This is a genomic window from Acidovorax sp. NCPPB 3576 (genome assembly GCF_028473605.1).
Taxonomy (GTDB): domain Bacteria; phylum Pseudomonadota; class Gammaproteobacteria; order Burkholderiales; family Burkholderiaceae_C; genus Paracidovorax.
The window spans coordinates 1405688-1419239 of the sequence record NZ_CP097267.1 but is presented as its reverse complement, the minus strand read 5'-3'; the positions used below and the strand labels follow the sequence as shown (position 1 = coordinate 1419239).

The following is a 13552-nucleotide window of genomic DNA, read 5'->3' as shown; positions in this document are numbered from 1 at the left end:
CCGCCACGGAATCGGTCGCCAAGGCGCACGCGCGAATGGTCCGCCTTGGATACATTTGCCGGATGCCTCAAGACCCCAAAAAACTGTCCATGGTCCAGGTGCTGGTGTGCGGCGCCGCCATCGTCACGCTGTCCATGGGCATCCGCCACGGCTTCGGGCTGTGGCTGCAGCCCATCACCCAGGACATGGGCTGGACCCGCCAGTCGTTCGCGCTGGCCATCGCGGTGCAGAACCTCGCCTGGGGCTGCTTCGGCATCTTCGCGGGCATGGCGGCCGACCGGTTCGGCGCGTTCCGGGTGCTGATCGGCGGGGCGGTGCTGTACGGACTGGGACTGGTCGGCATGGCCCTGTCGCCCACGCCGGCGCTCTTCGCCTTGACGGCCGGCGTGCTGATCGGCGCGGCGCAGGCGGGCACCACCTACGCCATCATCTACGGCGTGCTGGGCCGGCAGATCGCGCCGGAGAGGCGCTCCTGGGCCATGGGCGTGGCGGCGGCGGCCGGCTCGTTCGGGCAGTTCCTGATGGTGCCGGTGGAAGGCCAGCTCATAGTGCGCCTGGGCTGGCAGGAGGCGCTGCTGGTGCTGTCCGCGATGGTGCTGCTGATCGTGCCGCTGGCCTTCGGCCTGCGCGAGCCCGGCTTTCAGGGCCGCGCCGCCGCCCAGCGATCGCAGACGGTGGGCCAGGCGATGGGCGAGGCGCTGCGCTACCCGAGCTTCCTGATGCTGACGGCGGGCTATTTCGTGTGCGGCTTCCAGGTGGTGTTCATCGGCGTGCACATGCCCAGCTACCTCAAGGACCACGGCATGTCGCCGCAGGTGGCCAGCTACGCGCTGGCGCTGATCGGGCTGTTCAACGTGTTCGGCACCTACATCGCCGGCACGCTGGGCCAGCGCAACCCCAAGCGCTACATCCTCGCCTTCATCTACTTCGCGCGGGCCGTGGCGATCAGCGTGTTCCTGCTGGTGCCGCTGTCGCCCCTGTCGGTGTACGTGTTCTCGGCGGTGATGGGCGTGCTGTGGCTGTCCACCATCCCGCCCACCAACGCCACGGTGGCGCAGATCTTCGGCGTGCAGCACCTGTCCATGCTGGGCGGATTCGTGTTCTTCAGCCACCAGATCGGCAGCTTCCTGGGCGTGTGGCTGGGAGGTTATCTGTATGACACCACGGGCAGCTACAGCTTGGTCTGGTATCTGTCCATCGGCTTGGGCGTGCTGGCCGGGCTGGTGAACCTGCCAGTCAAGGAAAGCCCGATCCACCGGGCGCCGCAACCGGCTTCTGCTTGAAAGGCGCTCAGGAACCATGCCATCCACCCCGCACCCCTCGCCCAGCCCGCAGCCGGGCCATGCCGGCGCCGTGCGCACGGCCCGCGTTCGCAGGGCGTGGGCGTGGGGTGCCGTCGGCGCGGCGCTGCTGACCGCCGTGTTCCTGCTGTATGCGGAGCCGGACTTCGTGGTGATGATGGCCGACCAGCTGTGGGCCTGCTTCTGAATATGGATCAAACCGCCTTCACGCCGGCGATTTCATTGCCATGGCAGCTACTATTTTCATAGCAAATGCCGACAACGCACGGCCTTGAGCCACCTTCGGAATGGGTCCGGCGCTGGGCCCACCTCGTGCCGCCCGGCGCCAGCGTGCTGGACGTGGCCTGCGGCAGCGGCCGGCACCTGCGCTGGCTCCACGGGCGCGGCCATCCCGTGACCGGCGTGGACCGCGACCACGAAGCGCTGGCGCCGCTGCAAGGCCTGGGCGAAATACTCTGCGCGGACATCGAAGCCGGTCCCTGGCCCTTTGCGGGCCGCACCTTCGGCGCCGTGGTCGTCACCCGATACCTGTGGCGGCCGCTGCTGCCCACGCTGGCGGCCAGCGTCGCGCCCGGCGGCGTGCTGCTGTACGAAACCTTCGCCGCGGGCAACGAAACCGTCGGCCGCCCGGCCCGGCCGGACTTTCTCTTGCGGCCCGGGGAACTGCTGCAGGCCTGCGCGGGTCTGTGCACGGTGGCCTATGAAGATGGCTTCCTCGATGCGCCGGAGCGCTTCGTCCAGCGCATCGCAGCGGTCCGGCCCCGCGAAGGTGCCGAAGGTGCCGCACCGGCGCGCCACCGGCTCGCACCGCCGCTCTAGTTAGAATGCTCCTTTACCCGTTTTCCACCGCGGACATGACCCCTCCCAGCTCTCTCACCGGCAGCATCGTCGCCCTCGTCACCCCCATGCACGAGGACGGCAGCGTGGACTATCCCACCCTGCGCCAACTGATCGACTGGCACATCGCCGAAGGCACCGACTGCATCGGCGTGGTGGGCACCACCGGCGAGTCGCCCACGGTGAACGTCGAAGAACACTGCGAAATCATCCGCGTGGCCGTCGAGCAGTCCGCCAAGCGCGTGCCCATCATGGCCGGCTGCGGCGCCAACTCCACGGCAGAGGCCATCGAACTGGCCCGCTTCGCCAAGAAGGTCGGCGCCGACTCGCAGTTGCAGGTGGTGCCCTACTACAACAAGCCCACCCAAGAAGGCCAGTACCAGCATTTCAAGGCGATCGCCGAAGCGGTGGGCGACCTGCCCATCGTGCTGTACAACGTGCCCGGCCGCTCCGTGGCCGATATGCTGCACGACACCGTGCTGCGCCTGGCGCAGGTGCCCGGCATCATCGGCATCAAGGAAGCCACCGGCAACATCGAACGCGCGCAATGGCTGATCCGTGATGTGCCCAAGGGCTTCGCCGTGTACTCCGGCGACGATCCGACGGCCGTGGCGCTCATGCTGTGCGGCGGCCAGGGCAACATCAGCGTGACCGCCAACGTCGCGCCGCGCCTCATGCACGAACTGTGCGTGGCGGCGCTCGCAGGCGATGTGCGCCGCGCCATGGAAATCCAGTTCCAGCTCATGCCCACCCACAAGCAGTTGTTCGTCGAAGCCAACCCGATTCCGGTGAAGTGGGCGATGCACCGCCTGGGCCGGTGCGGCGGCGCGATGCGCCTGCCCATGACTCCGCTCAGCCAAGGCAACGAAGCCGCGGTCGAAGCCGCCCTTCGCGCCAGCGGGCTGCTGTGATCCAGCCGCCCTGCCTGCCCCGCTCTCCCCAGACACCAAAGAGGATTTCCGCGTGAACGCTATCAACCGACTGGGCCTGCTGGGCCTTGCCATGGCCCTGTCCGCCTGCTCCGTCCTGGAGAACGACAAGATCGACTACAAGAGCGCCACCAAGGGGGCGACGCTCGAAGTGCCGCCCGACCTGAACCAGATCTCGCGCGATTCGCGCTATGCAGTGCCCGGCGGCGTGGTGTCGGCAGCGGCCTTCGAGGCCGGCCAGTCGCAAAAGCCTGCGGGCTCGGTGAATGCAGCCTCCCGCACCATCGGCGACGTGCGCATCGAACGCGACGGCAACCAGCGCTGGCTGGTTGTGAGCCGCCCCGCCGACACCCTGTGGGACCCGGTGCGCGACTTCTGGACCGAGAACGGCTTCGTGCTGGTGCAGGACCAGGCCAACCTCGGCATCATGGAAACCGACTGGGCCGAAAACCGCGCCAAGCTGCCGCAGGACATCATCCGTTCCACCATCGGCAAGATGTTCGACTCGGTCTATTCCACCGGCGAGCGCGACAAGTTCCGCACCCGACTGGAACGCGGCCCCAACGGCAGTACCGAGATCTTCATCAGCCACCGTGGCATGGTCGAGGTCTATACCTCCGCCCAGAAGGAAAGCACCGTCTGGCAGCCCCGTCCGGTCGATCCGGAACTGGAAACCGAATTCCTGCGCCGCCTGATGGTCAAGCTGGGCGTGAGCCAGGAGCAGTCCCGCGCCATCGCCGCCGCCCCCGCGCAGCAAGTGCCCACGGCCCGCATGGCACGCCAGGGCAATGTGCCCGTGGTCGAACTGGACGAAAACTTCGACCGCGCCTGGCGCCGTGTCGGCCTGGCACTGGATCGCACCGGCTTCACGGTGGAAGACCGCGACCGCGCCCAGGGTGTGTATTTCGTGCGCTATGTCGAGCCCACCGAGAAGAAGGACCCGGGCTTCTTCGGCAAGCTGCTGGGCCGCTCGTCGGATGCCGCAGCGCCGGTCAAGTACCGCGTCGTGGTGCGCAGCGTCGATAACAAGAGCACGGTGTCGGTGCTGAACGCAGCCGGCACGGCGGAGACCTCGGCCAACGCCGAGCGCATCGTGCGCGTGCTGACGGACGACCTCAAGTAACCGGACCCCAGGACTGCGTGCTGCGCTTCAAGAACCTGGGCAGCGGCAGTTCGGGCAACGCCACGGTGGTCGAAGGGCGCTGCGGCACGCAGGTGCGGCGATTGCTCATCGACTGCGGATTGGGGCCACGGCAACTGGCAGTGCGCCTCGGCGCGGCCGGGCTGTCGATCGATGACCTCGACGCCCTGTTCATCACCCACGAGCATTCGGACCACGTGGGCTGCATGGAGAAGCTGGTGGTCAGGCACCGCATTCCGGTCTGGATGAGCCATGGCACCTATACGGCCATCGGCGCACCGGATCTGGACGGGCTGCTGAACATTGCGCGCGACGGCGTGCCCATCGATCTGGGTGCATTCGAAGCCCTGCCCTTCACCGTGCCCCACGACGCCCGCGAACCCCTCCAACTGCGCTGCAGCGACGGCGCGACGCACATCGGCCTGCTGACCGATCTCGGGCATGCCACCGACCACGTGCTGGCCCACCTGAAGGGCTGCCACGCGTTGCTGCTGGAATCCAACCACGATCCCGACCTGCTCGCGGTCTCCACCTACCCGGCTTTTTTAAAGCGCCGCATCAGCGGCCTCTACGGGCACTTGGCCAACACGGTGGCGGCTGACATTCTGCGGGCCATGCAGCACAGCGGACTGAGCCGCGTGGTGGCGGCCCACCTCAGCGCACAGAACAATCGCCCCGAGCTGGCCCAGGCCGCCCTGGCCTCGGCTTTGGGCTGGGAGACGGCGCGCGTGGATGTCGCCAGCCCGGTCACCGGCTCCGACTGGATCGCCTGCGGCTAGAGATCGCAGGGACGATGCGCACACCACCGCCGGAACGCTCTGGAAAGGGCTTTGCCAGGCAGATCGTCAACCCCCCATCGTTGAACGGCGTAACAAATAAAAAAGCCCCGACCTGGTGGTACGGGGCTTTTGCCGATCTCCGGCACAGGGTGCCGAAGACCTGTGGAAGCGATTACTTGGCGGTGGAAGCGCCAGCCGCGGCTGCAGCAGCAGCGTCGGCAGCAGCCTTGGCAGCGTCGCCCGTGGGAGCGGAAGCGGCGTCGGATGCGGGGGCGGTCATGGCAGGAGCGGCTGCATCGGAAGCAGCAGGCGTCACCACGGGAGCGGGTGCTGGTGCGGGTGCTTCCACAGGAGCGGGAGCCGGTGCAGGAGCAGCGGCTTCTTCCTTCTTGCCGCAAGCAGCGAGAGCGACGGAGGCAACCAGGGCAGCCAGAACGAGAGAGTTCTTCATTTCAGTTTTTCCTATTGGACAGACGGATCTTGAATTGCCGCCATTGGCGCCCTCTTGCAGCGTGCTCTCTGGCGGTGCGTGGCGCTCAGGGGCGCCTTTTTTACTTCAACCGCAAATTATAGGGAGATTCCGTCAATACAGACTAACACTGACGGGACGTTTTGTTTCTCTTCAGTAAATCGCCAAATGGGCTGCGGCGCTCAAAGCCCCAGCGTGGTCGCGGGAAAACCGGGAGAACTCTTGCGCAGAAGCCACTCGTCGAGGGCCTCCCGCGCCGACAGGCGGCGCTCGGGCTCGCGGCCCGCTACGCCGGCACAGCGCTCGGGGTCCAGGCGCTGCAGCACCCAGGCATCGGACCACAGAACGCTGGGCAGCTCCAGGCGGTCCGCAGTGGGCGCGCGGCGGCACTCGATCACATGGTCCCACACGCCCCGCCACTGCACGAAGCGCGCATGGCGCCGCACCATTTCGTCGTACGTTCCGGCCAGCAAGGTCAGGCGCCGTCCACGGCGAGCCCAGGACTGCAGCGAGGCCACCACTTCGCGCTCTCCCAACGGCCAGTCGTGAAAGTCGAAATCGCTCAGCACGATTTCGCTCCAGCCCTCCTTCGCAGCGCACGCCAGCGCATCGCGCACCCATTGGCGAAAATCTTCCCGGCCGTTGAAACGCCCGGCAGGCAGTGCCGCCGCTGCGTCGGCATGGCGAGGGAATTCTTCGGACATCGGCAGCTCCTTCGTCACCGCCCTGCGCGGTCAATCAATCCGATGGCGACCAGGCATGTGCCCAGCCGGTTTCGCACCAGGACGACAGCAGCTCCAGCGCATCGTCGCTGGCGCGCGCCACATCACGGGCGTGCAGCACACGTTCATCGGCCAGCCGGCGCATGAGGGTGGCATCGCGGCCCGCAGCCAGGTAGCTGTCGCCGTTGATGAATACATGGCGTGCGTCATACATCATGCGGGTGCGGCGATCCAGTCGGACCCCTTCCAGCAGGCCGCCCACCGCCCCGGGCTCGAACCACACGTTGGGCTTGGGCTCGGTCAGGCTCTCGCCCAGGGCGCGCTCCAGCGCCAGCGGCTCGGAGAGGGCACGTTCCAGCGCTTCGCGTGCGAAGACCTGCAGCGCCTGCGGGATTTCACCCGGCTGCGCCACGGCGGGCTGCGACGGATCGCGATAAAGCTGGGGCGGAGCGTCGTCATCGGCTGCATCGTCGGCCAGGCGCGACAGCAGCTCCTGCGCGATGCCGGTGCGGGCCGGGGAGCGAAAGCCAATGGAATAGGTCATGCACTCGCCTTCGGCGATGCCATCGTGGGCATAGCGCGGGGGCAGGTACAGCATGTCCCCGGGTTCGAGCACGAACTCCTGCTCTGGCTCGAACTGCGCCAGCACCTTGAGCGGAATCCCTTCGCGCAGCGTAAGGTCCTTCTGGCGCCCGATGCGCCAGCGGCGGCGCCCGTGGGCTTGCAGCAGGAAGACGTCGTAGCTGTCGAAGTGCGGCCCGACCCCGCCGCCATCGGTGGCGTAGCTGATCATGAGGTCGTCGAGCCGTGCGCGGGGAACGAAGCGGAACGGCTCCATCAAAGCGTGCACGCCGTCGTCGTGAAGATCGACGCCCTGCACCAGCAGCGTCCATTCCCGCGTGGCGAGCGGGGGCAGCGCGCGGCGTGTGAAAGGGCCGTGGCGCAGCTTCCACACGCCGGCCTTGTGCTGCACGAGGCGCGATTCGACGGTCTCTTGCGCAGCGAGCGCGAACAGCTCGGCGCGGTGCACCGGCGGGTCGAACGCGGGGATGGCCTGGCGAACCAGCAAAGGCTTTTTCTGCCAGTGGCGGCGCATGAACTGCGCCGGCGTGAGGTCGCCCAGCAGCGCCAGAGGTTGTTGAATATCCATGGGGAAATGATTGCCGCGTTCGCGGCCGAGGGTCGAACTGCGACAATTCTCCTATGGAAATCAACCAACAATGTGTGGTCGCTTTGACCTGGATCTTGAAAGACACCCTCGGCGAGGAACTGGACGTGCTCGATGAGCCGGTGGATTTTCTCGTTGGCGGCGACGATCTGCTCGCGCGCATCGAGGAGGCCCTGCAAGGCCACGCCGCAGGCACTTCGCTGTCGCTGCACCTGGAGCCCGAGGAAGCCTTCGGCGACTACCAGGACCAGTTGCTGTTCCTCGAACCGCGCCACCTCTTTCCGGCGGATCTGGAAGAAGGCATGACGGTCGAAGGCAGTGCGCTGCCCGAGGGCACCAACCCGGCAGCACCCCGTGATGTGCTCTACACCGTGGCCCAGATCTACCCGGAGCACATCGTGCTGGATGGCAACCACCCGCTGGCCGGCATTGCGCTGCGCTTGCATCTCACGGTGCAGAGCGTGCGCGAAGCCACCGAGGAAGAGATCGGCCGCGGTTCGGCCGGAACCGGCTTCTTCCGCATCCAGCCGCCCGCGGCGGACGCACCCACCCTTCACTGACCGATTCATTGACCCATGCAAAACGGGCCCCGAGGGGCCCGTTTTGCATGGGGTGCCTGCCACGCGTGCGCGGCAGGCGATGAGAGCATGGGAGGTCAGATGCGCGAGATCTGGCCGCCATACAGGCGCACGCGGTCGCCGGTGCGCAGGTCGCCTGGCGTGGTCACGTCATAGACGCGCTGGCCGCCCTGGTCCAGTTGGATGGTCAGGCGGTAGCCCTCGGCCTGGCCGTCGTTGTTGTTGCCGGTGCGGCCTTCGATCTGGTTACCCACCACACCGCCGCCCACGGCACCCAGCACGGTGGCTGCGGCACGGCCGCTGCCCTTGCCGACCTGATTGCCCAGCACGCCGCCGGCCACCGCGCCCAACACGGCACCGGCACCGCTGGTGCCGCGGTTGCGCGCGTGCAGGGTTTCGATGTTGGAAACCACGCCGAACTCCGTACCGTTCTGGTTTTGGTTCTGTGCGGCGGGGTAGGAGGAGTAGCCCGGCTGGGGCTGAGCGGGGTAGTTGTTGGAGTAGCGCGGCTGTTGGGCGCAGGCGGAGAGCAGGGTCACCAGGGCGACGGAACCTGCCAGGGTGGCGGAGCGGATGAAACGGGACATGAAAGTTCTCCTTCAGAGCGATGCGCAGGCCTTCAAGGCCTTTAACGTGAAGCGGATTGCACCATGCACTCCGCCTCGGCACCCGCCGGGCAATCGCGGCCAGGCAGGCAAGACAAATACCGGCAGCCATGTCGGCGCCGGCCTACAAAAACCGCAACGGGAGGGTTGGACCGCCCGATCAGGATTGCCCCGTCGAGCCGTAGCCGCCTTCGCCGCGCTGCGTGGCGGGAAAGTCGCTGACCACGTTGAACTGCGCCTGCACCACCGGCACGATGACCAGTTGGGCAAGCCGCTCCATGGGCTCCAGGGTGAACGCCGTGCTGCTGCGATTCCAGGCGCTTACCATGAGCTGGCCCTGGTAGTCGCTGTCGATCAGCCCCACCAGATTGCCCAGCACGATGCCGTGCTTGTGCCCCAAGCCCGAGCGCGGAAGGATCAGGGCGGCATACCCGGGGTCTTTGAGATAGATGGCAATGCCCGTAGGCACCAGCTGCCAAGCGTTGGGCTGCAGCGTGAGCGGCTCGTCCAGGCAGGCGCGCAGATCGAGGCCGGCGCTGCCCGGGGTGGCATAGGAAGGCAGTTGCTCTGCCATGCGGGGGTCGAGAATCTTGACGTCGATCTTCACAGGTTCAATTCACTTCTTGGGGAAACGGGAATTCGGAGTTTGGCGCGCCGCGTTGCGCAGCGCCTCCAGCACGGTTTTCAGGGCCGCGGTGCGGTCGGTGCCAGCCGGTGGCAAGTGGGCAGGCAGCAGGCGCCGACCGGCCGCGCCGAGGCCCCACCACAGCATGCCGAGCAAGACGATACCGAACAGCGAGCCCCAGCCGAAAACGAGCCACGCCACTGCCTTTGCCAACACCAGCAAGAGCAGCACCGCCCGCGCCACGTACAGCCACGTCGAAGCGCTTGCGCCCTGCATGGCTGCACCCGCCGGCTGACGCTTTGCATCGCGGTTGGGAACCTTGGCCGCCGTGCCAGGGGCATGGGATCGATCCCTGGATCGGCCCATCTCCACACCAGGCGCTGGCGGGGCTGGATGCTGCAGGCGGCTGAGCCGCTCGACATAGCTTGCGAAATCGCCGTCGGGCGGTGTGTCCCATTCGGGCCGGTGCGGATGTTGCACGGGAGCAGCCACTTGCGAAAAATCAGGTGGCACTGGACAGACGCCGGGCGATCTCGGACACCAACTCGCGGGCCAGTTCACGCTTGGAGGCGCGTGGCAGTTCCCGGTGGCCTTCGGCATCGATCAGCAGCAGCGCGTTGTCGTCCTGCCCGAAGGTGGCCGGGCCGATGTTGCCCACCAGCAGCGGCACGCCCTTGCGCTCGCGCTTGGCGCTGGCGTGGCGCAGCAGGTCTTCGCTCTCGGCCGCAAAGCCGACGCAAAACAGTTGCCCCGAGCGGGCGCGCTCGGATTTCGCCACCTGGGCCAGGATGTCCGTGTTCTCCACGAACGCCAGCGCAGGCACCTCGCCGGAGCCGTCCTTCTTGATCTTGTGGCGGGCCGCCTGCGCCGGGCGCCAGTCGGCAACGGCAGCGGTTGCTACAAAAACAGTAGCATCCGAGGCATGTTCCACTACGGCGTCGAGCATGTTTTGTGCCGATTGCACGTCCACGCGGCGCACGCCGCGCGGCGTGGACAGGTGCACTGGCCCCGCCACCAGCGTGACCTGCGCGCCGGCCTCGCGCGCGGCGCGGGCGATGGCAAAGCCCATCTTGCCGCTGGAGAGATTGGTGATGCCGCGCACCGGGTCGATGGCTTCGAACGTGGGGCCCGCCGTCACCAGCAGGTGCTGGCCGGCCAGCATCTTGGGCGTGAAGAACGCCGTCAGCTCCTCCAGCAGTTCGGCTGGCTCCAGCATGCGGCCGTCGCCGGTTTCGCCGCAGGCCTGGTCGCCATTGCCGACTGCCAGCACCACGGCGCCGTCGCGCGCCACCTGAGCCAGATTGCGCTGCGTGGCCGGGTGCGCCCACATCTCGCGGTTCATGGCGGGTGCGAGCAACAGCGGCACGCGGTCGATGGGCCGGGCCAGGCAGGTCAGGCTCAGCAGTTCGTCGGAGCGCCCCTGCGCCAGGCGCGCGATGAAGTCCGCGCTGCACGGCGCGATGACGATGGTATGGGCCTCGCGGCCCAGGTTGATGTGCGGCATGTTGTTGGGCTCGCGCGCGTCCCACTGCGAGTGGTACACCGTGCGCCCGGTCAGCGCCTGCATCGTGACGGGGGTCATGAACTGCGCGGCCGCCTCGGTCATCACGACCTGCACGGTGGCCCCGGCCTTGATGAGCAGGCGGGCGAATTCGGCCGATTTGTAGCAGGCGATGCCGCCGGAAAGTCCCAGGAGAATGTGTTTGCCGGCGAGCTCGTTCATGGCGCGCAATTTAGCAGACGGGGCCTGCGGGCTTGCAAAGCGCCGGCCGGGGCCTTGGTGGCCGGCCTCTATAATCCCAATTTCCCACCACCTAAAAAGACATGACCAAATTTGTCTTCGTCACCGGCGGTGTGGTGTCTTCCCTGGGCAAGGGAATCGCCTCAGCCTCCCTTGCCGCGATTCTCGAATCGCGGGGCCTCAAAGTCACCCTCATCAAGCTCGACCCGTACATCAACGTGGACCCGGGCACCATGTCCCCGTTCCAGCACGGCGAGGTCTTCGTCACCGACGACGGCGCCGAAACCGACCTCGATCTCGGCCACTATGAGCGTTTCATCGAAACGCGCATGAAAAAGACCAACAACTTCACCACGGGCCGCATCTACCAGAGCGTGCTGGAGAAGGAACGGCGCGGCGACTACCTCGGCAAGACCGTGCAGGTCATTCCGCACGTCACCAACGAAATCCAGGAATACATCAAGCGCGGCGCCGGCGTGGGCACGGGCGACGCGGTGGACGTGGCCATTGTCGAAATCGGCGGCACGGTGGGCGACATCGAGTCCCTGCCCTTCCTCGAAGCGGTGCGCCAGCTGAGCCTCAAGCTCGGCCCCAACAACGCCGCCTTCGTGCATCTGACCTACCTGCCGTGGATCGCCGCCGCGGGCGAGTTGAAGACCAAGCCCACCCAGCACACGGTGCAGGAGCTGCGCAAGATCGGCATCCAGCCCGACGCGCTGCTGTGCCGCGCCGACCGCCGCATTCCCGAGGAAGAGCGCGACAAGATCTCGCTGTTCACCAACGTGCCCGAGTGGGGCGTGATCAGCATGTGGGACGTGGACACGATCTACAAGGTGCCGCGCATGCTGCACGAGCAGGGCCTGGATGGCCTGATCTGCGACAAGCTGCGCCTGAACACGCCTCCCACCACCCTCAAGCGCTGGGATCAGTTGGTCTATGAGACCGAGCATCCACAGGGCGAGGTCACCATCGCCATGGTGGGCAAGTACGTCGATCTGTCGGACAGCTACAAGTCGGTGAACGAAGCGCTGCGCCACGCCGGCATGAAGAACCATGTGCGCGTGAAGATCGAGCACATCGATTCCGAGACCATCGGCGCCGCCGACGCGGCCGAAAAACTCGCCAAGTACGACGCCATCCTGGTGCCAGGCGGCTTCGGCGCGCGCGGCGTGGAAGGCAAGATCAGCACGGCCCGCTACGCCCGCGAGCACCAGGTGCCCTACCTGGGCATCTGCCTGGGGATGCAGGTCGCCACCATCGAATACGCGCGCCACGTGGCCGGCCTCAAGGATGCCAACAGCACCGAGTTCGAGCCCGCCACGCCCCACCCCGTGATCGCCCTGATCACCGAGTGGAAGGACGCCGACGGCACGATCAAGACGCGCAACGAGAACTCCGACCTGGGCGGCACCATGCGCCTGGGCGCGCAGAGTTCGGACGTCGCGGCCGGCACGCTGGCGCACGAGATCTACGGCAACATCGTCACCGAGCGCCATCGCCACCGCTACGAGGCCAACGTGAACTATCTGGACCAGTTGCGCAAGGCGGGCCTGGTGATCTCGGCGCTCACGCAGCGCGAGCAGCTCACCGAGATCGTCGAGCTGCCCAAGAGCGTGCACCCCTGGTACATCGGCGTGCAGTTCCATCCCGAGTTCAAATCGACCCCGTGGGACGGCCACCCGCTCTTCAACGCCTTCATCAAGGCGGCCGTGGAGCGCCAAAAGAGCCAGCAGCCAGCCCTCGCGGCGGCCTGAAAGCCTTCTGAAGCAACGACGAGAAAAGAAAGAACCCCTGCCATGAAACTCTGCGGCTTCGACGTCGGCCTGGAACACCGCTTCTTCCTCATCGCAGGCCCCTGCGTGATCGAGTCCGAGCAATTGCAGATGGACGTGGCCGGCCAGCTCAAGGAGACGGCGGCGGCGCTGGGCATTCCGTTCATCTTCAAGAGCAGCTTCGACAAGGCCAATCGGTCTTCGGGCACCAGTTTTCGCGGCCCCGGCCGTGAGAAGGGCCTGGAGATCCTGGCCAAGATCAAGCGCGATTTGAATGTGCCCGTGCTGACCGACGTGCACACCGAGGACGACATCACCGAGGCCGCCAAGGTGGTGGACGTGCTGCAGACGCCCGCCTTCCTGTGCCGCCAGACCGACTTCATCCGCGCGGTGGCCCAGTCGGGCAAGCCGGTGAACATCAAGAAGGGCCAGTTCCTCGCGCCGCACGACATGAAGAACGTGATCGACAAGGCCCGCGCCGCCGCCAGGCAAGCCGGCCTGCCCGAGGACAGCTTCATGGCCTGCGAGCGGGGAGCGAGCTTCGGCTACAACAACCTCGTCTCCGATATGCGCGGCCTGGCCATCATGCGCGAGACCGGGGCGCCGGTCGTGTTCGACGCCACCCACTCGGTGCAACTGCCGGGCGGCCAAGGCACCAGCAGTGGCGGCCAGCGCGAGATGGTCCCGGTGCTGGCCCGCGCCGCCGTCGCCGTGGGCGTGGCGGGCCTCTTCATGGAAACGCACCCCGACCCGGCCAAGGCCCTGTCGGACGGCCCCAACGCCGTGCCGCTCAAGCACATGAAGGCGCTGCTGGAAACGCTGGTGGCGCTGGACACCATCACCAAGCGCAACGGATTCCTCGAAAACAACTTTGGAGCCTGAGCC

16 protein-coding genes are annotated in these 13552 nt (G+C 66.9%); 9 read left to right on the top strand and 7 right to left on the bottom strand.

Features of this window, described 5'->3' with window-relative positions:
- Positions 1–62 precede the first annotated feature (62 nt).
- From M5C98_RS06660 to M5C98_RS06635, 6 genes are all read left to right on the top strand, one after another.
- Positions 63–1283 carry an MFS transporter gene (locus tag M5C98_RS06660; RefSeq protein WP_272551757.1) on the top strand — a complete coding sequence of 407 codons (1221 nt, stop codon included), beginning with the start codon at positions 63–65 and terminating at the stop codon, positions 1281–1283.
- 16 nt (positions 1284–1299) lie between these two features.
- Positions 1300–1488 carry a hypothetical protein gene (locus M5C98_RS06655; RefSeq protein ID WP_272551756.1) on the top strand — a complete coding sequence of 63 codons (189 nt, stop codon included), beginning with the start codon at positions 1300–1302 and terminating at the stop codon, positions 1486–1488.
- 65 nt (positions 1489–1553) lie between these two features.
- On the top strand, positions 1554–2120 hold the full coding sequence (locus M5C98_RS06650) for a class I SAM-dependent methyltransferase (protein ID WP_272551754.1): 567 nt from the start codon (positions 1554–1556) through the stop codon (positions 2118–2120).
- A 35-nt stretch (positions 2121–2155) separates the two neighbouring features.
- Positions 2156–3049, top strand: a complete 894-nt coding sequence (gene dapA / locus M5C98_RS06645; protein WP_272551752.1) for a 4-hydroxy-tetrahydrodipicolinate synthase — start codon at positions 2156–2158, stop codon at positions 3047–3049.
- A 52-nt stretch (positions 3050–3101) separates the two neighbouring features.
- Positions 3102–4190, top strand: a complete 1089-nt coding sequence (bamC, locus tag M5C98_RS06640; protein WP_272551750.1) for an outer membrane protein assembly factor BamC — start codon at positions 3102–3104, stop codon at positions 4188–4190.
- Between the two features lie 17 nt (positions 4191–4207).
- Positions 4208–4987 carry an MBL fold metallo-hydrolase gene (locus M5C98_RS06635; RefSeq protein WP_272551749.1) on the top strand — a complete coding sequence of 260 codons (780 nt, stop codon included), beginning with the start codon at positions 4208–4210 and terminating at the stop codon, positions 4985–4987.
- 172 nt (positions 4988–5159) lie between these two features.
- On the opposite strand, the gene M5C98_RS06630 is transcribed toward M5C98_RS06635, so the two are convergent.
- The 3 genes from M5C98_RS06630 to M5C98_RS06620 all read right to left on the bottom strand — a co-directional run bounded on the left by M5C98_RS06630 (position 5160) and on the right by M5C98_RS06620 (position 7328).
- Positions 5160–5438, bottom strand: coding sequence for a hypothetical protein (locus M5C98_RS06630; protein ID WP_272551748.1), 279 nt, complete (start codon positions 5436–5438; stop codon positions 5160–5162).
- A gap of 200 nt (positions 5439–5638) precedes the next feature.
- Positions 5639–6160 carry a hypothetical protein gene (locus M5C98_RS06625; RefSeq protein WP_272551746.1) on the bottom strand — a complete coding sequence of 174 codons (522 nt, stop codon included), beginning with the start codon at positions 6158–6160 and terminating at the stop codon, positions 5639–5641.
- A 34-nt stretch (positions 6161–6194) separates the two neighbouring features.
- The gene (locus M5C98_RS06620) at positions 6195–7328 is read right to left on the bottom strand and encodes a cupin domain-containing protein (RefSeq protein ID WP_272551744.1); all 1134 of its coding nucleotides are present in this window, start codon (positions 7326–7328) and stop codon (positions 6195–6197) included.
- Between the two features lie 53 nt (positions 7329–7381).
- On the opposite strand from M5C98_RS06620, the gene M5C98_RS06615 reads away from it, so the two are divergent.
- Positions 7382–7906, top strand: a complete 525-nt coding sequence (locus M5C98_RS06615) for an FKBP-type peptidyl-prolyl cis-trans isomerase (protein ID WP_272551742.1) — start codon at positions 7382–7384, stop codon at positions 7904–7906.
- 95 nt (positions 7907–8001) lie between these two features.
- On the opposite strand, the gene M5C98_RS06610 is transcribed toward M5C98_RS06615, so the two are convergent.
- From M5C98_RS06610 to coaBC, 4 genes are all read right to left on the bottom strand, one after another.
- Entirely contained in the window at positions 8002–8511 is a 510-nt protein-coding gene (locus tag M5C98_RS06610) for a glycine zipper 2TM domain-containing protein (protein WP_272551741.1), read from the bottom strand.
- 178 nt (positions 8512–8689) lie between these two features.
- Entirely contained in the window at positions 8690–9136 is a 447-nt protein-coding gene (dut, locus tag M5C98_RS06605; RefSeq protein ID WP_272551740.1) for a dUTP diphosphatase, read from the bottom strand.
- Between the two features lie 9 nt (positions 9137–9145).
- Positions 9146–9634, bottom strand: a complete 489-nt coding sequence (locus tag M5C98_RS06600; RefSeq protein WP_272551739.1) for a hypothetical protein — start codon at positions 9632–9634, stop codon at positions 9146–9148.
- Between the two features lie 22 nt (positions 9635–9656).
- The gene (gene coaBC, locus M5C98_RS06595; RefSeq protein ID WP_272551737.1) at positions 9657–10877 is read right to left on the bottom strand and encodes a bifunctional phosphopantothenoylcysteine decarboxylase/phosphopantothenate--cysteine ligase CoaBC; all 1221 of its coding nucleotides are present in this window, start codon (positions 10875–10877) and stop codon (positions 9657–9659) included.
- 101 nt (positions 10878–10978) lie between these two features.
- Between coaBC and M5C98_RS06590 the strand changes: the two genes are divergently transcribed.
- Positions 10979–12649, top strand: coding sequence for a CTP synthase (locus M5C98_RS06590; RefSeq protein WP_272551735.1), 1671 nt, complete (start codon positions 10979–10981; stop codon positions 12647–12649).
- A gap of 42 nt (positions 12650–12691) precedes the next feature.
- Positions 12692–13549 (top strand): 3-deoxy-8-phosphooctulonate synthase, encoded by an 858-nt coding sequence (kdsA, locus tag M5C98_RS06585; protein WP_272551734.1) that lies wholly within the window; start codon positions 12692–12694, stop codon positions 13547–13549.
- Positions 13550–13552 lie beyond the last annotated feature (3 nt).